We start from the raw sequence: 18,903 nt of genomic DNA, 5'->3' as shown, positions 1-18,903 counted from the left end.
TTAGCCAAACGGGTAGGCTCGTGTCCCAAAAGTGATGCTGCAGAGCAGAATATTGACGATGCAGCGCAGCATTTTCCTATCATATAAAGGAGATTGCATGCAAGTACAAGCACCGTAAAAGTTGATTACCTTACAGGAGATCAACATCATTCAAAGTTACGTTATGTGCAAAAATCTCAACCGTCTCGTTGCTGACCGTGTGTTGAATTTTGATCAAATCAGACGATAGGGAAATGCTATACTCAGACGGATCATGGTCGACATGGACTTCGATCTGGTCGCCTGCCTCAAAGTCACGAATGACGTCCCGTTCGATTTCGCTGAAAGCAAAGACAAAGACATCATCACCTTCGCCACCGATATGAATGTCGCGCCCGGCTCCGCCGTTGATGCGGTCCGCGCCGTTGCCCCCATGCAGCGTATCAGCACCCGCATCACCCGACAGGCTGTCCGCGCCCAACCCGCCGATCAGACGATCGCGATCATCTCCTCCAGACAGGGTGTCGTTGCCTTCAGCCCCTTTGACCATATCATTGCCCGCACCACCAGAGGCCAGGTCGTCGCCACCCGCCGCAAGGAGCGTGTCATCACCTGCACCGCCGTCCAGCGTGTCAGCCGCGCCGCGACCGCGCAGATAATCCGCATCATCGCCGCCATCCAGGTTATCCCCGTCTGAACTGGCAAACAGGCTGTCACGCCCTGCTCCACCGAACAAGAAGTCAAGGCCACGGCCAGCCTGCAGCACATCATGGCCAGCTTCGCCCATTAGACGATCGTCGCCTTCTGAACCACTGTCGCGCAGGGTGTCATTGCCGTTCCAGCCATACAGATCATCCACGCCGTCACCGCCGTCGATATCGTCGTCACCATCCATACCGATCAGCGTATCATCGCCGCCGGCCCCCAGAATGGTGTCATTGTACCGGCTGCCAGAGCTGACATTATCCATGTCATCGCCATGCAAGAACAGCGCGCCGGTCATATCCCACACGGTGCCGTCGCCAAATTCAACGCGTTCGATGTAGCTGCCGACGTCATTGCCACCAATCCCTGGTGTGGCCTTGATCGAGATATACTGTGTGCCAGTGTCACTTTCAAAAACGATGTGCCAGCGGGCCCAGTCCATAACTGTGCGCACATCTGTTGGCACAAAGTCCGGCAGATACAACGTGTCGTAGCCCTGATTGGGCTGTTCCAAGATCAATTCAAACGCACGTGTTGCAGACCCGTCGTTGCGACGGATGATATACGTGTCGTCGCCGAGCCCCCCGACCAATGTGTCCTGACCGGTGCCGCCTTCCAACACGTCGTTGCCGTCTTCGCCGATCAGATAATCATCACCGCCATTGCCGGATAAGGTGTCATTGCCTGCCTTCCCATTGATGACAGTGCCCTCGTCGTTGCCGGTCAGTTCGTTGTCAAACTGATTGCCGACCAATGTCGCGGTGCTTGCGGCCTCAAGCGGAGCCAATACAGCAGCAGGATCGTCAGCCAGGCGGCGGACGTCATCTCCGTAAAGGTCCAGCTGATCGAACTCGTTGATGTTCAGAACCCCGTTTTCAACATCTGCGTAATCGCTGAAGTCCGTGTTGCGCGGCAGGGCCTCAATGCCTGGAATTTGATAGGCACGTACGTAATCCACATCCAGACTGCCGCCATCCGGGGTGTCTGCATTGGGATCGCCGTCCCATCCACCCAAGGCGAGGTTCAGACGAATCGCATGGGGGCTGTGCATATCCGGAGGGGTTGGCACCTCCATCATCACGCGCCCGTCAAAGGTGTAGATCAGTTTTTCCGGTGTCCACAACAGCCCATAGGTGTGGAAATCAGCCGAGGTATCGGGAACCAACCAGGACTCAGCCGCTGTGACCTTGTCCCCCCAAAGCTCAGTATGGGTCGCTGCGCGGTAGATATCGGGGCGACTGCCAAGGATCTCGAGGATATCGGCTTCGGGCGGCCAGGAGAAGTCAGCAGGCATCAGCCAGAACGCAGGCCAAAACCCCTGGCCCTCGGGTGTTCTGGCGCGCACTTCGAAATACCCATAGGTCTGTTCAAATGTGCCATGTGTTTCCAAAAGGCCCGACAGCCATGGCTCCAGTTCATCCGTCAAATGATCCGGCGTCCGGGTTGCGGAAATCGACAACACGCCATCCGTGACGCTGAAGGGGTTGTATCCAATTTCTTCGCCTTCGGGAGTTTGGGAGTTTTCATCTACATATGTATGAAACCGGCTTCCCCGTGCGGCAGCCGCCGCAACTGGGTGACCGTTGCTGGGCGTGGTGTTCCATTGACCGTTGGTCAATGAGTCTTCACTGTCAAAGGAGTCTTCGAACGTCAGAACCGCCCCATCAAGCAGATCGCTTGGCATCTCTGACAGCGGCAGATCCGCATCCGACAAGTCATCGCCGCGCACGCCTTTCAACAGCACCGATTGCTCGGCGCTGAAGGTGATCAAATAGCCATCATCGGTGTCCGTGCCCAAAGCCATCAAATCGGTCAAACTGGTCACACCCAAGGACCAAAAGGCCAGATCATCCTCGCCGGGCGTGTAATCCATGATCGTGTCGTGACCATCACCAAGCCCGAACACAAAGCTGTCGCGCCCACCGCCACCAATCAACGTGTCATTGCCGCCAGCTCCGCGAATGGCCTGTTCGCCATCCCCGGCCGAAATCATGTTGTCCAGATCATTGCCCCGGATAGCATGCCATTTCGCAACCCGCTTAAACACCAGATCCTCGACATGATCGGGCATTGTCACATGATCATAAGCCCAGATGGTGTCATGGCCGCCGTCGGCCTCCTCGATGATTGTTGTATCGCTGGAAAACAGCCGATACTGATCATTCCCTGAACCGCCAATCAGCGTGGTTCCATCAGCGTTATTGAAAATAAAATCGTTGCCACCGAAGCCATAAACCACATCACCGGGTTGCTCGGCGCGCAAAGTATCCCTATCGTTGGTGCCTTCAATCGTCATCGCAAAAAATCACTTTCTACTTCAGACACGACGGCCCAGCGGCAGTCGAAGTTACCGTGAAAATCACTCATTAATGCAGATGAGGTGAATCATCGGTTTGTTTTTTACATTTACTTTTCAACTAAAAGTTAACAATTTGCGGATGACTAATCCATAAAACGCTCTGAAAACACCTGGACCCCAAAGCGGTAGCTTGGCGTGGCTCCTAACCTTATGTTTTTTATTTAAACTTTTAAGGCATAGGTTGCTCGGAAACGCCATTGTCGCAAAATGAAGAAGAAACTGTTTCTCAAGCGGCGGATATGTGCCTGTAAAATTAGCAAAATCAGCAAAAAAACACCCCTCACCAAAGGGCAAGGGGTGCTCATTTTGTTGTCTATCTTCGAAAACGCTTAGTCGCGCTCTTCGATGATCTCAACCAGATGCGGGATCTTGTTGACCATACCGCGGACTGAAGGAGTATCTTCCAGCTCGCGGGTTTTGTGCATCTTGTTCAGGCCCAGACCTACCAGAGTAGCGCGCTGGTCGGCGGGGCGACGGATCGGGGAACCGATCTGCTTGACGACGATGGTTTTAGCCATGGTTCAAACTCTCCTTACGCTTCAGCGGTTTCAGCAGCGGCTTCCGCCGGTGCTTCGTCGCGCTTACCCAGGATATCGGCAACTTTTTTGCCACGACGCTGAGCGACCGAGCGCGGGCTCGATTCTTTCTTCAGACCGTCGATGGTTGCGCGGATCATGTTGTAAGGGTTCTGAGTGCCGATCGACTTAGAAACCACGTCTTTGATGCCCAGCATCTCAAACACGGCACGCATCGGACCACCGGCGATGATACCAGTACCTTCAGGCGCGGTGCGCATAACAACGCGGCCAGCACCGTGACGACCTTCCATGTCGTGGTGCAGGGTACGGCCCTCTTTCAGAGGCACACGAACCATTTGGCGCTTCGCTTGCTCAGTCGCTTTGCGGATCGCCTCAGGCACTTCTTTCGCTTTACCTTTGCCGAAGCCAACGCGGCCTTTTTGGTCGCCAACAACAACCAAAGCTGCGAAACCAAAGCGCTTACCGCCTTTTACGGTTTTGGACACGCGGTTGATCGCAACCAAGCGATCTGCAAATTCCGGTGTCTCTTCTTCGCGGCGGCCACGGCCACGGCGATTTTCACGTTCTGCCATTTGGCATTCCTTTCAGAACGTGGATGTGATGGATCACATCCAAATTTATCCAATCCTAGTGCAAGGATACCCCTGCCCGGATCATCGGGGGTGGCTTGCGCCTTCCCACATTCAAAATGTCCGGGCGCCCCAATCGGAGCGCCCGAAAGCATTAGATCTTCAGACCACCTTCACGCGCAGCGTCGGCCAGAGCCTTCACTTTGCCGTGGAAGAGGAAACCACCGCGGTCGAAGTAGGCTTCGGATACGCCAGCCGCTTTTGCGCGCTCTGCGATCACTGCGCCCACTTTGGTCGCTGCTTCGATGTTGTTCTTGCCAACAAAACCCAGATCTTTTTCCAGGGTCGAAGCTGCGGCCAGTGTCACGCCACGTACGTCGTCGATCAGCTGAACAGAGATGTTCTTGTTCGAACGATGTACGGACAGACGCGGACGGCCTGCGTTGACTTTGCGAAGTTTGTTCCGAACGCGCAGGCGGCGTTTCAGAAACAGTGTGCGTTTGCTGTTTGCCATGATGAGCGTCCTTACTTCTTCTTACCTTCTTTGCGGAAGATAAACTCGTCCTTGTACTTGATGCCTTTGCCTTTGTAGGGCTCAGGTGCACGCCATTTGCGGATGTTTGCCGCAACTTGGCCAACAAGCTGTTGGTCGATACCTTCCACAACGATTTCAGTCTGCTTCGGCGCGGTGATGGTGATGCCATCAGGCGCGGTGAAGTCGACATCGTGGCTGTAACCAAGGTTCAGTTTCAGGGTGTTGCCCTGCATCTGAGCCCGGTAACCAACACCGTTGATTTCCAACTCTTTTTTGAAGCCGGTGGTGACACCAACAACACAGTTTTCGATCATGGTGCGGGCCATGCCCCACTGCTGACGGGCACGTTTGGACATGCCACGTGGGTCAATTTTGACCACGTTTTCTTCAACAGACAGGGTGACGTCGTCGGTTGCAGTGAAGGAGCGGGCGCCTTTCGGGCCTTTCACTTCAATGGTCTGGCCGGACACAGAGGCGGTAACGCCGCTGGGCAGAGCCACTGGTTTTTTACCAATACGAGACATCGAATACCTCCTTAGAAGACGGTGCAGAGCACTTCGCCGCCAACGTTGGCTGCGCGTGCGTTTGCATCCGACATCACACCCTTGGGGGTGGAGACAATCGACACGCCCAGGCCCTGACGGACCGACGGGATGTCACTGACGCCCATGTATACGCGACGACCGGGTTTGGAGACCCGCTTCAGTTCGCGAATAACAGGTTCGCCTTCGTAGTACTTCAGGCTGATTTCAATCGCCGGATGACCATCAGTTGTGGTGGTCTTCTCGTAACCGCGAATGTAGCCCTCGTCCGCCAGCACATCCAGAACCCATGCGCGCAGTTTCGACGCAGGCGTTTCAACAACGGATTTGCCACGCATTTGTGCGTTGCGGATACGGGTCAGCATATCACCGATAGGATCGTTCATAATGCTCTCTCCTTACCAGCTGGATTTGACCATGCCGGGGATCTGACCTGCAGAACCCAGCTCGCGCAGCGCAATACGGCTGATCTTCAGCTTACGATAGTAAGCGTGCGGACGGCCGGTCAGCTGGCAACGGTTGTGAAGACGAGTTGCGGAAGAGTTCCGCGGCAGCTTCGCCAGTTTCAGACGCGCTTTGAAACGCTCTTCCATCGGCTTGCTCTCGTCGTTTGCGATTTCTTTCAGCTCGGCGCGTTTGGCAGCGTATTTGGCCACCAGGCGCTCACGCTTTTTCTCGCGTGCGATCATGCTTTTCTTAGCCATGTCTCTATCCTTCCCGCGCTTAGCTGTTGAAGGGCATGTTGAAAGCTTTCAACAGTGCCTTTGCTTCAGCGTCGGTTTTCGCTGTGGTGGCGATTACGATGTCCATGCCCCAGGGCTCGTCGATCTTGTCAAAGTCGATTTCCGGGAACACCATGTGTTCTTTCAGGCCCATGGCATAGTTGCCACGACCATCAAAAGACGTGCCGGATACGCCACGGAAGTCGCGGATACGCGGCATCGCGATGGTGATCAGACGGTCCAGGAATTCGTACATACGCTCACCGCGCAGTGTAACCTTGGCACCCATCGGCATGCCTTCACGAACGCGGAAACCAGCGATCGAGTTTTTGGCAACGGTGGTCAGCGCTTTCTGGCCCGCAATTGCGGTCAGGTCAGCCTGTGCGGATTTCGCTTTTTTGCTGTCTTTAACAGCAGCGCGGCCGCAACCGATGTTCAGAACGATCTTCTCCAACTTGGGGATCTGCATCTCGTTCTTATAGCCGAACTCTTCTTTCAGGGACGCACGAATGCTGTCCACATAAAGAGTCTTCAGGCGCGGGGTGTAGTTTGCATCATCCAGCATCAGACAGTCTCCCCGGTGGTTTTGGCGAAACGGACTTTCTTGCCGTCTTCCTCACGGAAGCCAACGCGGGTCGCTTTGCCGTTGGAGTCCAGCAGCGCAATGTTCGACAGTTGGATCGGCTGAGCCTTGGGCAGGCGGCCACCTTGTGACGTTTGCGTCTGACGGGTGTGGCGGATGGCGATATTGATGCCTTCGACCACAGCTTTGCCGGCTTTGGGGTCAACAGAGGCGATGGTGCCTTCTTTGCCCTTATCTTTGCCAGCCAGGACGATCACTTTATCGCCTTTGCGGAGTTTAGCAGCCATGATTACAGCACCTCCGGAGCCAGCGAGATGATTTTCATGAAGTTCTTCGCGCGCAGTTCACGAACAACCGGGCCAAAGATACGGGTACCAACCGGCTCGTTGTTGTTGTTCAGGATTACGGCAGCGTTGCGATCAAAACGGATCGCTGTGCCGTCTTCGCGACGTACTTCTTTGGCGGTGCGGACGACAACGGCCTTACGGACGTCACCTTTTTTCACGCGGCCGCGCGGGATGGCTTCTTTAACCGAGACAACGATAATGTCGCCAACGGAAGCGTATTTACGCTTGGAGCCACCCAGAACCTTGATGCACTGAACTCGGCGAGCGCCGGAGTTGTCAGCAACATCCAGGTTTGTTTGCATCTGGATCATGTGGTTTCTCCCGACCTATGGGGCAGCGATGCGTGCTGAGATCCCCAGGGTTTCGACTAACTGTTAAGTTTAGTCGCCAGGAGTCTGAAGGTTCAGACTCTTAGGCTTCCAGAACTTCCCAGCGTTTTGTTTTCGACTTCGGTGCGCATTCGATGATGCGGACTTTGTCGCCAACCTTGAATGTGTTCTGCTCATCGTGGGCCCGGTATTTCTTGGACTTACGGATGGTTTTCTTCAGAACGGGGTGCGTAAAGCGACGTTCAACCGATACGGTGACGGTCTGAGCGTTTGCGTCGGAGGTCACGACGCCTTGCAGGATACGTTTGGGCATCTTTGAAGCTCCTTATTCAGCTGCTGCTGCAGCTTTTTCGTTCAGGATGGTGTTCACACGGGCGGCGTTGCGGCGTGCCGCACGGATACCCGAAGTGTTTTCCAACTGACCGGTTGCCTGCTGAAAACGCAGGTTGAAGCTCTCTTTTTTATAAGAAGCGAGCAGATCGCGGAGCTCATCCACGGTCTTATCGCGAAGATCCTTGGCGTTCATCGCCTTTCGTTCCTTTCCTTGGCACCAGAGAGCCCCTTATGGCGGGTAACTCATTCACCTGGTGGGTTATGTAAATTCCGGAGCCGTACCAAAGGTTTAGCCCCGAAAAAAGATATCGCCCAAAGGGATTCGCAGAAGGAACCCCATGAGCGATAGGCTCCTATAAGGGTTTAAGGGGTTGGAGGCAAGGAAAAGATTGGTGGCGCTTGCTGGAACCTATCGGGCTAGACAACATAGCGCCGCACTTTATTGCCTGCTACATAGCACTGGATGACCCACCTAGGAACAAGACCATGATCCAGCCCACCAGTGCGTTCAAAGACAACCTCGCCCTCCTGCCCTCCATCGACGCGCTGGCGCGGATCGAGCTGCTGGATGCAAGCGGGGCGACTGTGGCCAGCATTGAAAACAAACCGGGCAAACAGGGATCGCTCGCGGTCTATCAATACCTTGCGCAGAGCTTTGAGCAACTGGACGCCACCGCCGCCGCGCATGGGGTGGAGGTCTTTGGTGAACATACCGAGGATGCCAAAAGCCGCCCCGGCGCGCATCCCAATATTGATCTGTTGCTGGCGATCATCAACGGGGCAGCGCCGCTGTCGATCCGGGTGATTGCAACCTAATCAGTCGCGCAGCGGCGCCTTGGGCTCCGCCCGTTCGCGAGCGAAACGCTCCCCCGGAGCGTTTCCAGCAAGCTCGCTCACTCCCAGCGATAGTTGAACGAGACGGAGATCCGCTCATCCTCGGCCATGTTCAACGGCACCTCGTGGCGAATGAAGCTTTCCCACAGGAGCACATCACCCACTTTGGGCGACTGGTAGACAAAGCTGCGCAGCTCTTGGCGTGCGTCTTTGATGCGCGGGGGATGGGCCATCATCATGGCGTGGCGCGGGTCTTCCAGCTTTAACGCCGACGCGCCATCGGGCATCGACACATAGGTGGTGCCGGAGATCACCGAATGCGGGTGGATGTGGCTGGCATGAGTGCCGCCCTCGGGCAGGATGTTGATCCACAGGTCTTCCAGAACCAGCGCGCGCCCATCCAGGTCCAGCTCCAAATCCTTGGCAAAAGCCGCAACATGGGCATCCAAAGATGTCTTCAGATCCTCAAAAATCGGGAACCGCCACGGCAGATCCGTCAACGACGCATAGGAGGTATAGCCGGGGTAGCCGTTCTCCTCGCACCAGTCCTGACCGGCCTCATCATCTTCGGCGATGACCAAGCAGGAGTTTTCAAGCTCTGCTGCATCGATCTTGGGACCGTGCTCTGACAGGCTTGCGCGATAGAAGCGGGTGACAAAAAGGGAATCGATCTGTGCCATGCGCCTGTCTTAGCGAAAGCCGTCGCCGCTGACGAGGGGCGTTAAACATGCAGTGAAACTGCATAAATCTTGCGCCTGCCCGTCGACAGATCCCGGTTCCGTGTTAAGCTCATCCTTGGAAACGTGCGCTGGATCTCTTGAGGAGGAGGAAACAGCGATGCAATGGCAACCACAACGTCTCCCGGAACCCGGTGTGCCGGATCTTGCCCCCGTGACCCCTGCAGTGCTGCGCGAGGCGCTGCGGCGCGGTTGGCAAGACATGACCCGCGCACCGCTTTTTGCGCTGGCCATCGCCGGGGTCTATGTGCTGATCGGCTGGGCCATGGTCTGGGTCACCCGCGCCACGGGCCAAAGCTATTGGCTGGTGCTGGCGGCCGTGGGGTTCCCGCTGTTCTCCCCCTTTGCCGCAGTGGCCTTTTACGACGTCAGCCGTCGATTTGCCCGCGGTGCGCCGATGGATATGAACAAGACGCTGACGGTGGTCTTTCGGCAATCCAAACGGCAATTGCCATCCATCTGCGCCATCATTGTGGTGATGTTCCTGTTCTGGTTCTTTCTGGCGCATATGATCTTTGCGCTGTTTCTAGGCCATTCGGCGATGACCAATATCTCCTCTTCGCTTGAGGTCTATAGCACGATGCAAGGGATCAAGATGTTGGGCTTTGGCACTGTGATCGGCGCGGCCTTTGCGCTGCTGTTGTATATGATCACGGTGCTCGCCCTGCCCTTGTTGCTGGATCGTGAGATCGACTTTGTCACCGCGATGATCACCAGCTTTACCTATGTACAGCTGTATCCGGGCGTTATGATCCCCTGGGCTGCCTTTATTGGTGTGGTGACGCTGGTGTCGATGTTGCCGGGTTTTTTAGGTCTGTTCATCACTCTGCCCCTGCTTGGCCACGCGACCTGGCATCTGTATGACATGCTGGCCTATGGTGTCCCAACCGCAGACGCGAAACAGCCCGCGCACCCCTGATCATATGGTTAAATCGACCCAATAATCCATTTCTGGTATTTTAACGTATCGGCTGCGGGGAGGCCGCCGCCAGAAACGGGGGAAGACAGATGTGCTGGATGCGAAACGGCCTTGCGGCGGTGATGATTGTCACGGGAACCACGGCCCTTGCGGAGACCTTTGACGTCGCGGGGATCGGATTGGGAGAGACGCAATCGGTCATCCGCCAGGTCACACCGCGACTGACCTTGGTCGACATTCACACCGAGTATTCAGGATTTGAAGGGCGCGACCCCGGCAATCCATTGGCCCTAGTCACCGGCCCCTGTACCGGCGCAGTGGTCATCCATTCCGGCAGCCCGACGGGAACCGGTGTCTGCCATTACACGGATCTGGACAGCGAAGAGGTTGTGATCACCTGGCAAGCCAGATCCATGACCGCTAACGGGCGGATGCAGGGCACCTGGATTGTGGAAGGTGGCACCGGCAAATGGCAAGAGGCCCGCGGCGGCGGCGCGTTTGATTCAGGGGTGGACGGCAATGGCGTCTATACCAACATCGTAAGCGGCGCGCTGACGCTAAAATAGGGCAGCGCCCTCAAAGGAAAAGAAAACCCCCGCCAGTTTCCCGGCGGGGGTTCTTGTTCATTCCCAGTATGGGCGCAAAGACTTACCAGTCTTCGCGAACCACAACGCGGGTTTTGATCGGCAGTTTCATCGCCGCCAGGCGCAGAGCCTCGCGCGCGATTTCTTCGTCGACACCGTCGATTTCGAACATCACGCGGCCCGGCTTCACCTTGCACGCCCAATAGTCAACGGAACCTTTACCTTTACCCATACGAACTTCGGTCGGCTTCGAGGTGACCGGAGTGTCAGGGAAGATACGGATCCACACACGACCTTGACGTTTCATGTGACGGGTCATTGCACGACGTGCCGCTTCGATCTGACGCGCGGTCACACGCTCAGGCTGAAGCGCTTTCAGACCGAATGTGCCGAAGTTCAGATCAGAGCCGCCTTTTGCCAGACCGGAGATCCGGCCTTTGTGCATTTTGCGGAATTTTGTACGCTTTGGCTGAAGCATTGTATCTTCTCCTTAGCGGTCGCGACGGTTGCCGCCTGCACCACGAGGTGCCGGGCCGTCTTGGACTTCTTGGGATTTGCGATCACGCGCCTGCGGATCGTGCTCCATGATTTCGCCTTTGAAGATCCATGTCTTGATCCCGATGATACCATAGGGGGTCATGGCTTCAGAGTGTGCGTAATCGATGTCAGCACGCAGAGTGTGCAAGGGCACGCGGCCTTCACGGTACCATTCGGTACGCGCGATTTCAGCACCACCCAGACGGCCAGCGACGTTCACCCGGATACCCAGGGCGCCCATGCGCATTGCGTTCTGAACGGCACGCTTCATTGCGCGACGGAAGGACACACGACGTTCCAGCTGCTGAGCGATGGACTCGCCAACCAGCTGTGCGTCGAGCTCGGGCTTGCGAACTTCAACAATGTTGAGGTGCAGTTCAGAGTCGGTCATCGCGGCAAGTTTCTTGCGCAGAACTTCAATGTCTGCACCTTTCTTACCAATGATAACACCTGGACGTGCGGTGTGGATCGTAACGCGGCACTTCTTGTGCGGACGTTCGATGATCACACGTGCAACACCAGCTTGTTTGCACTCAGCTTTGATGAAGTCACGGATCTTGATGTCTTCGAGCAGAAGATCACCGTAATCCTTGCTATCGGCGTACCAGCGGCTGTCCCAGGTGCGGTTGACCTGGAGGCGCATGCCGATCGGATTGACTTTATGTCCCATTAGGCTTGCTCCTCAACTTGACGCACCTTGATGGTGAGTTCCGAGAACGGCTTCAGGATTTTCCCGTACCGACCACGTGCACGCGGGCGACCGCGCTTCATGACCAGGTTCTTGCCCACATAGGCCTCGGCAACGATCAGCTCGTCGACGTCCAGGTTGTGGTTGTTCTCAGCATTCGCAATTGCGGACTGAAGGCATTTCTTCACGTCCTGTGCGACCCGCTTGTTCGAGAAAGTCAGGTCGGTCAACGCCTTCTCAACTTTCTTGCCACGGATCATTGCGGCGACCAGATTCAGCTTTTGCGGGGAGGTCCGAAGCATGCGCAGTTTTGCCATTGCTTCATTGTCTGCCACGCGGCGGGGATTCTTTTCCTTACCCATGACTTACTTCCGCTTCGCTTTTTTGTCTGCTGCGTGACCGTAATAGGTGCGAGTCGGCGCATATTCACCGAACTTCTGACCAATCATGTCCTCAGAGACGTTGACGGGAATGTGCTTCTGGCCGTTGTACACACCAAAGGTCAGACCCACAAATTGGGGCAGAATGGTGGAACGACGCGACCAGATTTTGATGACTTCGTTGCGGCCCGATTCACGCGCAGCTTCGGCCTTTTTCAGGACGTAGCTGTCAACAAAAGGACCCTTCCAAACAGAGCGAGACATAGATTACCGCCCTTTCTTCTTGGCGTGGCGCGAGCGGATGATAAGCTTTTGCGACGCTTTGTTTTTGTTACGGGTACGCGTACCTTTGGTGTCCTTACCCCAAGGTGTAACCGGAGTACGACCACCCGAGGTCCGACCTTCACCACCACCGTGCGGGTGGTCGATCGGGTTCATCGCAACACCACGAACCGCAGGACGCTTGCCTTTATGGCGCATACGACCGGCTTTACCGTAGTCTTGGTTTGAGTTGTCGGGGTTGGAAACCGCACCAACGGTTGCCATGCATTCCTGACGCACCATGCGCAGTTCGCCCGAGGACAGGCGGATCTGAGCGTAGCCACCATCGCGACCCACGAATTGTGCGTAGGTACCGGCTGCACGGGCGATCTGGCCGCCTTTGCCCGGTTTAATCTCGATGTTGTGAACGATGGTACCGATCGGCATGCCCGAGAACGGCATTGCGTTGCCCGGCTTGATGTCGGCCTTGCTGGAGGCGATGACCTGATCACCAACTGCCAGACGCTGCGGAGCCAGGATGTATGCCTGCTCGCCGTCTTCATACTTCACCAATGCGATGAAGGCAGTCCGGTTGGGGTCATATTCGATGCGCTCAACAGTTGCGGCGACATCAAACTTGTTCCGTTTGAAGTCAACGATCCGGTAGAGACGCTTTGCGCCACCGCCGCGGCGGCGTGAAGTGATCCGTCCGGTGTTGTTCCGGCCGCCCGATTTGGTCAAACCCTCAGTGAGAGATTTAACCGGACGCCCTTTCCAAAGCTCCGAACGGTCGATCAGAACCAGCCCACGCTGGCCCGGCGTCGTCGGTTTATACGACTTGAGTGCCATGCTTTCTGTCTTCCGTTTAGCGTGCGATACCCGGGGAAGAACTGGATACCGCTATGTGAAAGCCCCCTGCCTTGCTGCGCCTTAATCGTGGTGCGACGGGTTCAGGTGACCAAGTATATAGGGCCCCGAAGGTCCCCGATTCCAAAATATCAGAGGCCCCGGAACGAATCCGAGGCCACAGAATGAGCGGGATATAGCGGAAAGGTGGATGGGTGGCAACGGGGAAGGACTAACAAATCCTAGTCTTCTTCCAGCCAAACTTCCTTAATCCAGACAGCTAGACTTTCCCATTTCTCCGTAGAAGCTCCGTTGTGGTCCCAAAAACGCACCTCTCCGCTACTCAAAAGGCAGTAGTAGTCTCCATTATCTTCGCAAAACGGAAGCCATTCAGAAGGTACTCCGAATTCGCGAGCGTTACTTACCCCGTCTAGAAGCTCCCCAGGTGAAGAAACCATACATTCGTCCAACCTCAATGGAGAAAGATAACCGACGAAAGATTGGCTTACCTTTAGCAAGAATTGCTTGTAATCTTCGCAAAATTCCAAGCCAAGCTCGCGCTCATAACGCGCAATAAGTTCACGAGTTACCGCAAAGCGTTTGCCAACTGATATATCATCCTGTTTTAGGACATCCTTTATTGCATCATCGACTGAATAGGGCATAGCGTTCAAATCCCTTAGTCCAGTACCCTCGGCACCAACGTCTGTATTGATATCAATTTAGCCCAGAACAACCCTTCATTCAGGTTGCATCAAACTATTGAGGTAAGCTTGGTATAAGGCATGCAACCAAAAATTATCCCCTTCTTCAGGCTCTTCCTCTGGATACGGTGTAGGGGATGTTTCGATCAAATGCACCAACGTCCACGCCAAACCATAGCAGTCATCCTCGCCGAAGCTCCAAAGCAAAGCGAATGCTTCCTCGTCGGTCAAAGGAGGCTGTATCTGTTCCAAAGCATTTTGAAATTTCCACACTTCCTCTTCGTCAAGGCTTGCGGTCGGAAGGGGGCCTAATTTTAAGAAATTCGCAACCTCGTTTCTTATCATCATTTCCTCATCACATCTGGAAAGTTAGAACGATAGTGCTCGATCACATCACGCAAGCCTTTAACACAACCGGAAATTGCGCAGCCATAAATTTCCCTCCCACACCAACTCCGTTGCGTTACGGCAGCTGAACTCGGTCCAACCACGCATCCACTGCGTCCGTATAACGCCCCTTTCGTCCCAACCGCCCATTGATCGCTCGGTGTGCTAGTGGCGCGGGGAGAACGTCGACTTGGGAGAAGGGCTGCGCAAAGCGCTCGGCCATTGGGCAGGGCCAGCTGCGGGTGCTGGAGCAGACGATCAGCAGGGGTGGATCCTCGGCGTCGATGTAGGTCACGGGTGAGGCCGCCTGCCACTGGGTCTGATCCTCTCCAAACACCGGTCCCAGCCAGCGCCGCGCCACGCCTGACATGCCTTGGGCCACGTCAAGGGCGGCGGTATCCAGTGAGACCACAGCCATTGGCGCACGCACCCCTGCGGCCTGCAGTAGATCCTGCCGCAGCGCCAAGAGGGTCGCCACATGCGCGCCAGAGGAATGGCCCATCAAGATGATCCGTTCGGGATCGCCGCCCCACTTGTGCGCATTCTCCTCCACATAGGCCAGCGCGCGGGCCAGATCCTGCACCTGCTCCAATGGATGCGCCTCTGGCATCAGCCGGGTGTTGGTGGAGACAAAGACATAGCCCTGGGACGTATAATGACGGGATTTATTAAACCAGACATTTGGCACCCGCTTGCTGCCAGTCTGCCAGCCACCGCCGTGCAGCATCAAGATCACCGGCGCGCCCTCGGCCCCTTTGGGGACATAGACATCCAACCGATGCTTGGGATGCGGCCCATAGGCGTGTTCGTCAAAGATCTGCGCGTAGGCGAAACCGGCCAGGCCCAATAAAGCCAGCGTCAAAATCAAAAGTCGTTTCAGCATCGCCCTGCCCGCTTTCTTCTTCACCGGGAGCCTAAAGCAAAACCGTTTCCCCAAAACAAAAAAACCCCTGCAATTGCAGAGGTTTTCCCAAGACCGGCCCAGGGGCCAGCAACTGGATAAAAGCTTATGCCAGTTCCAGGTTGGTGGCGCTTTCGCGACCGTCCCGGCCAGCTTCGATGTCGAAGGTGACTTTTTGGTTGTCTGCCAGACCGGTCAGACCAGAACGTTCAACCGCAGAGATGTGCACAAAGATATCTTTGCCGCCATCTTCGGGTGCGATAAAACCAAAACCTTTGGTGGAGTTGAACCATTTTACGGTGCCAGAAGCCATTCCGTGTATCCTTTTCAATATGGGGCTGCCCGCAAAATGCGACAGCACGGCCGCGTCGAGGCAACATCGATACCTATCGCCGCGAGGCCAGAAAAGAGTCGAGAAACGAAAACGTAGCACGCGCTGAATGAGGCCCGCAGGCTCTGGAGTCAATCGAAATCCTCATAAAACTGGAGTTCTTTGACCATTTCCCCATAAAAAAAGCCCCCCGCCGGTGGCGAGGGGCTCTTTGATTGTCTTCAGAAGGCCGATCTTACAGACCGGTGGACACGTCGATGGTGTTGCCTTCTTCCAGGGTCACATAGGCTTTTTTCACGTCTTTACGCTTGCCCAACTGGCCGCGGAAACGCTTGACCTTACCCTTGGTGATGGTGGTGTTCACCGCTTTGACCTTCACACCAAAGAGCGCTTCAACAGCTTCTTTGATCTGTGGTTTGGCCGCATCGATCGAGACTTCGAAAACCACAGCGCCGTTTTCGGACGCCAGAGTGGATTTCTCGGTGATGATCGGCTTGCGGATCACGTCGTAATGTTCTGCCTTGGCACTCATTTCAGGCGAGCCTCCAGTGCTTCGACACCTGCTTTGGTGATCACCAGCGTGTCACGCTTCAGGATGTCATAGACGTTTGCACCCATCGTCGGCAGGATATCCAGACCTTCGATGTTGCGCGATGCCTTCAGGAAGTCCTCATTCACGGACGCACCATCGATGACCAGCGCGCGTTTCCAGCCCAGGTTCTTGACCTGTTTTGCCAGAGCAGCGGTTTTGCCTTCGGATGCAGCATCTTCGATGATGACCAGTTCACCCGCTTTTGCTTTTGCGGACAGCGCGTGGCGCAGACCCAGCTTGCGGAACTTCTTCGGCAGGTCGTGACCGTGCGAACGCGGGGTCGGACCTTTGTAGATGCCACCTTTGCGGAAGATCGGCGCGTTACGGTCACCGTGACGTGCGCCACCGGTGCCTTTTTGGCGATAGATCTTCTTGGTCGAGTAGCTGGTTTCCGAACGGGTCAGAACCTTGTGGGTCCCGGCCTGTGCGTTGTTGCGCTGCCAGCGAACCACACGGTGCAGAATGTCTGCGCGCGGCTCCAGACCAAACAGGTCTTCGGACAGCTCAATATCGCCAGCTTTGGCACCGTCGAGTTTGATCACGTCAAGTTTCATGCTTCACCACCTTCCGCGGGAGCTTCCGCAGTTTTCAGAGCGGCCGGGAACGGCAGACCCTCGGGGGCTTTCTTCTTCACGGCGTCTTTGACGGTGACCCAGCCGGATTTCGGACCAGGTACGGCGCCTTTGATGAAGACCAGACCACGATCGGCGTCGGTTTTCACAACTTCAAGGTTCTGGGTGGTGACACGGGCTGCACCCATGTGACCGGCCATTTTCTTGCCTTTGAAAACTTTGCCCGGATCCTGACACTGACCAGTCGAACCGTGCGAACGGTGTGAGATCGAAACACCGTGCGATGCACGCAGACCGCCAAAGTTGTGGCGCTTCATCGCACCTGCGAAACCTTTACCAATGGAGGTACCGGTGACGTCAACTTTTTGACCTTCCAGGAAGTGCTCGGCAGAGATTTCTGCGCCAACTTCGATCAGGCCATCGGCAGGAACGCGGAATTCAACCAGCTTACGCTTGGGTTCAACCTTGGCAGCAGCAAAGTGACCACGCATCGCTTGGGATACGCGCTTAACCTTTGCGGAACCTGCACCCAGCTGAACTGCGGTGTAGCCGTCTTTGTCTTCGGTGCGTTGTGCAACAACCTGCAGACCGTCCAGCGAAAGAACGGTTACAGGGATCTGCTTGCCGTCTTCCATGAACAAGCGGGTCATGCCCACTTTCTTTGCGATAATACCAGAGCGCATATAAATTACCCTCCGACCTTACGACTGCAGCTTGATTTCGACGTCAACACCAGCGGCGAGGTCGAGCTTCATCAGCGCGTCCACGGTCTGGGGAGTCGGATCAACGATGTCGAGCATACGCTTGTGCGTACGGATCTCGAACTGGTCACGGGATTTCTTGTCAACGTGGGGACCACGCAGAACGGTGAATTTCTCGATCTTGTTCGGCAGCGGGATCGGACCACGAACGGTGGCGCCGGTGCGCTTGGCAGTGTTGACGATCTCTTGCGTGCTGGCGTCCAGAACGCGATAGTCAAATGCCTTCAGCCGGATACGGATGTTTTGGCTTTGCATAAGTATGCCTTTTTATCCAGGCGTTGGAGTTGAGAGGAGGGCATGTGACCATCACGAACCCTCATCGAACCCAAAAGGCGGGAATCACCCCGCCTTTGCCCCGCAGAGCGGGATGGCGCTCTTTACGCCTGAAATGGTCATGTGGCAAGAGGGTTTCGCAGCGAAACGCGTTGCGTGAGAGGAGCGCGGTGGATTTAGGGTTTGTTTAGTTGTCTCAGCCAATCGTTGAACCGCAAGTCAAACAAGTTTTGCGGCCGCTTCAATCATCCGACATGAAAGTTTCAGTGCAAGGCGTGTTTTGTCTGTAATGGTGCTATCGGAATACCTTTTGGGTCTGACCAGATCCATCAAGCAGAACTTTGAGTTACCATATTGCGTACCCTTGAACGCATCTAGCAGGATTAGTGTCCCTATGTTTGCATTTCGCTGCTCCAACTGAGGATTCTGAGTTGCCCAAACCAAGTGTAAATGGCTCTGCCCCTTCTCAAAGGTTCTAAACCAAGGACCCACCTTCAATTCTAAGCCGAACTGATGAATGGGATATGAGTGCTCATCGTTTACGACCTCAATCTGTTTTACCTTACCGAATCTGTCTATGAAGCACTGAAAGGCTTGTCGATTGTACTTCACTTCAGCTTCCTTGCTCGGAGAATCGAGAATACTATCAATCTCAGCTTGTGATGCCCCTTCAATGTGGCTGTGAATTGCCTTTTTCAAAGACCAATGAAAGTTATGGCCCTTGCCACTTTTGTTAAGCTTTTCATCTAGAGCGGTGACCAGTTCAGTCTGGTCCAGATGACAGTACTTGATAAAGGTCTGAAGGCGCATTCTGAGCATTTGATTCTCCTATTAGGTGCATCGTAACAACATCCCAAACGGTTAGAATTGTAAAGGAAACCACCCTTCTTTTCTGAGAACCATCTGGAGAGCAGCGCTTTGGTGAACCCGCCTGTACGCCCCGCGTTCGGGCCACGCACAGCAAAAAGGGCGCCCCGTGGGGCGCCCTTTCCGTAAGTCAAATCAGACGAGTTGATTACTCGATGATTTTGGAGACAACGCCCGCGCCGACGGT

Annotated in this window: 30 protein-coding genes; 3 read left to right on the top strand and 27 right to left on the bottom strand. The window is 55.3% G+C overall.

From position 1 onward, the window contains the following. Nucleotides 1–130: 130 nt before the first annotated feature. The 12 genes from GFB49_RS21370 to rpmC all read right to left on the bottom strand — a co-directional run bounded on the left by GFB49_RS21370 (nt 131) and on the right by rpmC (nt 7,735). Entirely contained in the window at nt 131–2,980 is a 2,850-nt protein-coding gene (locus GFB49_RS21370; protein WP_153215351.1) for a family 16 glycosylhydrolase, read from the bottom strand. A 392-nt stretch (nt 2,981–3,372) separates the two neighbouring features. Further along, nucleotides 3,373–3,561, bottom strand: a complete 189-nt coding sequence (gene rpmD, locus GFB49_RS08045; RefSeq protein WP_008559881.1) for a 50S ribosomal protein L30 — start codon at nt 3,559–3,561, stop codon at nt 3,373–3,375. 14 nt (nt 3,562–3,575) lie between these two features. Further along, the gene (rpsE, locus tag GFB49_RS08040; RefSeq protein ID WP_153215350.1) at nt 3,576–4,154 is read right to left on the bottom strand and encodes a 30S ribosomal protein S5; all 579 of its coding nucleotides are present in this window, start codon (nt 4,152–4,154) and stop codon (nt 3,576–3,578) included. Between the two features lie 151 nt (nt 4,155–4,305). Further along, complete coding sequence (gene rplR / locus GFB49_RS08035; RefSeq protein WP_153215349.1) at nt 4,306–4,665, bottom strand: 50S ribosomal protein L18; 360 nt, start codon at nt 4,663–4,665, stop codon at nt 4,306–4,308. A gap of 11 nt (nt 4,666–4,676) precedes the next feature. After that, nucleotides 4,677–5,210, bottom strand: a complete 534-nt coding sequence (rplF, locus tag GFB49_RS08030) for a 50S ribosomal protein L6 (protein ID WP_153215348.1) — start codon at nt 5,208–5,210, stop codon at nt 4,677–4,679. An 11-nt stretch (nt 5,211–5,221) separates the two neighbouring features. After that, nucleotides 5,222–5,614, bottom strand: a complete 393-nt coding sequence (rpsH, locus tag GFB49_RS08025) for a 30S ribosomal protein S8 (protein ID WP_153215347.1) — start codon at nt 5,612–5,614, stop codon at nt 5,222–5,224. A 12-nt stretch (nt 5,615–5,626) separates the two neighbouring features. Continuing rightward, nucleotides 5,627–5,932: a 30S ribosomal protein S14 gene (rpsN, locus tag GFB49_RS08020; protein WP_153215346.1), complete on the bottom strand. Its 306-nt coding sequence runs from the start codon at nt 5,930–5,932 to the stop codon at nt 5,627–5,629. A 19-nt stretch (nt 5,933–5,951) separates the two neighbouring features. Further along, entirely contained in the window at nt 5,952–6,515 is a 564-nt protein-coding gene (rplE, locus tag GFB49_RS08015; protein ID WP_153215345.1) for a 50S ribosomal protein L5, read from the bottom strand. Beyond that, nucleotides 6,515–6,820, bottom strand: coding sequence for a 50S ribosomal protein L24 (rplX, locus tag GFB49_RS08010; protein ID WP_153215344.1), 306 nt, complete (start codon nt 6,818–6,820; stop codon nt 6,515–6,517). Before rplX ends, rplE begins: the two co-directional genes overlap by 1 nt. A 2-nt stretch (nt 6,821–6,822) precedes the next feature. Continuing rightward, nucleotides 6,823–7,191: a 50S ribosomal protein L14 gene (rplN, locus tag GFB49_RS08005; protein WP_005621870.1), complete on the bottom strand. Its 369-nt coding sequence runs from the start codon at nt 7,189–7,191 to the stop codon at nt 6,823–6,825. 100 nt (nt 7,192–7,291) lie between these two features. Beyond that, complete coding sequence (gene rpsQ / locus GFB49_RS08000; RefSeq protein ID WP_153215343.1) at nt 7,292–7,522, bottom strand: 30S ribosomal protein S17; 231 nt, start codon at nt 7,520–7,522, stop codon at nt 7,292–7,294. Nucleotides 7,523–7,534: 12 nt separating this feature from the next. Beyond that, nucleotides 7,535–7,735, bottom strand: a complete 201-nt coding sequence (gene rpmC / locus GFB49_RS07995; RefSeq protein WP_153215342.1) for a 50S ribosomal protein L29 — start codon at nt 7,733–7,735, stop codon at nt 7,535–7,537. A 293-nt stretch (nt 7,736–8,028) separates the two neighbouring features. Here rpmC and GFB49_RS07990 point away from each other — a divergent pair, with 293 nt between their 5' ends. Further along, a complete protein-coding gene (locus tag GFB49_RS07990; RefSeq protein WP_153215341.1) occupies nt 8,029–8,358 on the top strand; it encodes a DUF2322 family protein in 330 nt (109 codons plus the stop codon). Between the two features lie 77 nt (nt 8,359–8,435). On the opposite strand, the gene GFB49_RS07985 is transcribed toward GFB49_RS07990, so the two are convergent. Continuing rightward, nucleotides 8,436–9,056 (bottom strand): TIGR02466 family protein, encoded by a 621-nt coding sequence (locus tag GFB49_RS07985; RefSeq protein WP_153215340.1) that lies wholly within the window; start codon nt 9,054–9,056, stop codon nt 8,436–8,438. A 157-nt stretch (nt 9,057–9,213) separates the two neighbouring features. On the opposite strand from GFB49_RS07985, the gene GFB49_RS07980 reads away from it, so the two are divergent. After that, nucleotides 9,214–10,032: a DUF2189 domain-containing protein gene (locus tag GFB49_RS07980; protein WP_153215339.1), complete on the top strand. Its 819-nt coding sequence runs from the start codon at nt 9,214–9,216 to the stop codon at nt 10,030–10,032. Nucleotides 10,033–10,130: 98 nt separating this feature from the next. Next, nucleotides 10,131–10,598, top strand: a complete 468-nt coding sequence (locus GFB49_RS07975; RefSeq protein WP_194269289.1) for a hypothetical protein — start codon at nt 10,131–10,133, stop codon at nt 10,596–10,598. Between the two features lie 82 nt (nt 10,599–10,680). On the opposite strand, the gene rplP is transcribed toward GFB49_RS07975, so the two are convergent. The 14 genes from rplP to GFB49_RS07905 all read right to left on the bottom strand — a co-directional run bounded on the left by rplP (nt 10,681) and on the right by GFB49_RS07905 (nt 18,668). Then, nucleotides 10,681–11,094 carry a 50S ribosomal protein L16 gene (gene rplP, locus GFB49_RS07970; protein ID WP_153215337.1) on the bottom strand — a complete coding sequence of 138 codons (414 nt, stop codon included), beginning with the start codon at nt 11,092–11,094 and terminating at the stop codon, nt 10,681–10,683. Nucleotides 11,095–11,106: 12 nt separating this feature from the next. Then, on the bottom strand, nt 11,107–11,823 hold the full coding sequence (rpsC, locus tag GFB49_RS07965) for a 30S ribosomal protein S3 (protein WP_153215336.1): 717 nt from the start codon (nt 11,821–11,823) through the stop codon (nt 11,107–11,109). Beyond that, nucleotides 11,823–12,203 carry a 50S ribosomal protein L22 gene (rplV, locus tag GFB49_RS07960; protein ID WP_153215335.1) on the bottom strand — a complete coding sequence of 127 codons (381 nt, stop codon included), beginning with the start codon at nt 12,201–12,203 and terminating at the stop codon, nt 11,823–11,825. Before rplV ends, rpsC begins: the two co-directional genes overlap by 1 nt. A gap of 3 nt (nt 12,204–12,206) precedes the next feature. After that, nucleotides 12,207–12,485, bottom strand: a complete 279-nt coding sequence (gene rpsS / locus GFB49_RS07955) for a 30S ribosomal protein S19 (protein WP_153215334.1) — start codon at nt 12,483–12,485, stop codon at nt 12,207–12,209. A gap of 3 nt (nt 12,486–12,488) precedes the next feature. Further along, entirely contained in the window at nt 12,489–13,331 is an 843-nt protein-coding gene (gene rplB, locus GFB49_RS07950) for a 50S ribosomal protein L2 (RefSeq protein WP_153215333.1), read from the bottom strand. A gap of 239 nt (nt 13,332–13,570) precedes the next feature. Beyond that, complete coding sequence (locus tag GFB49_RS07945) at nt 13,571–13,993, bottom strand: SMI1/KNR4 family protein (protein WP_153215332.1); 423 nt, start codon at nt 13,991–13,993, stop codon at nt 13,571–13,573. A 75-nt stretch (nt 13,994–14,068) separates the two neighbouring features. Next, the gene (locus tag GFB49_RS07940) at nt 14,069–14,380 is read right to left on the bottom strand and encodes a hypothetical protein (protein ID WP_194269288.1); all 312 of its coding nucleotides are present in this window, start codon (nt 14,378–14,380) and stop codon (nt 14,069–14,071) included. Between the two features lie 115 nt (nt 14,381–14,495). After that, nucleotides 14,496–15,302, bottom strand: coding sequence for an alpha/beta hydrolase (locus tag GFB49_RS07935; RefSeq protein WP_153215330.1), 807 nt, complete (start codon nt 15,300–15,302; stop codon nt 14,496–14,498). A 124-nt stretch (nt 15,303–15,426) separates the two neighbouring features. Then, nucleotides 15,427–15,633 (bottom strand): cold-shock protein, encoded by a 207-nt coding sequence (locus GFB49_RS07930; protein ID WP_153215329.1) that lies wholly within the window; start codon nt 15,631–15,633, stop codon nt 15,427–15,429. A 253-nt stretch (nt 15,634–15,886) separates the two neighbouring features. Beyond that, on the bottom strand, nt 15,887–16,183 hold the full coding sequence (locus GFB49_RS07925) for a 50S ribosomal protein L23 (RefSeq protein WP_153215328.1): 297 nt from the start codon (nt 16,181–16,183) through the stop codon (nt 15,887–15,889). Then, nucleotides 16,180–16,797 carry a 50S ribosomal protein L4 gene (rplD, locus tag GFB49_RS07920; RefSeq protein ID WP_153215327.1) on the bottom strand — a complete coding sequence of 206 codons (618 nt, stop codon included), beginning with the start codon at nt 16,795–16,797 and terminating at the stop codon, nt 16,180–16,182. The genes GFB49_RS07925 and rplD overlap by 4 nt, the downstream gene beginning before the upstream one ends. Beyond that, nucleotides 16,794–17,498: a 50S ribosomal protein L3 gene (gene rplC, locus GFB49_RS07915; protein ID WP_153215326.1), complete on the bottom strand. Its 705-nt coding sequence runs from the start codon at nt 17,496–17,498 to the stop codon at nt 16,794–16,796. The genes rplD and rplC overlap by 4 nt, the downstream gene beginning before the upstream one ends. A gap of 18 nt (nt 17,499–17,516) precedes the next feature. Further along, complete coding sequence (gene rpsJ / locus GFB49_RS07910) at nt 17,517–17,831, bottom strand: 30S ribosomal protein S10 (protein ID WP_008207555.1); 315 nt, start codon at nt 17,829–17,831, stop codon at nt 17,517–17,519. Nucleotides 17,832–18,068: 237 nt separating this feature from the next. Next, on the bottom strand, nt 18,069–18,668 hold the full coding sequence (locus tag GFB49_RS07905) for a hypothetical protein (protein WP_153215325.1): 600 nt from the start codon (nt 18,666–18,668) through the stop codon (nt 18,069–18,071). Nucleotides 18,669–18,903 lie beyond the last annotated feature (235 nt).

Source organism: Tritonibacter litoralis, assembly GCF_009496005.1.
In the GTDB taxonomy this organism is placed as follows: Bacteria; Pseudomonadota; Alphaproteobacteria; order Rhodobacterales; family Rhodobacteraceae; genus Epibacterium; species Epibacterium litoralis.
This window is presented reverse-complemented; position numbering and strand designations above follow the sequence as displayed.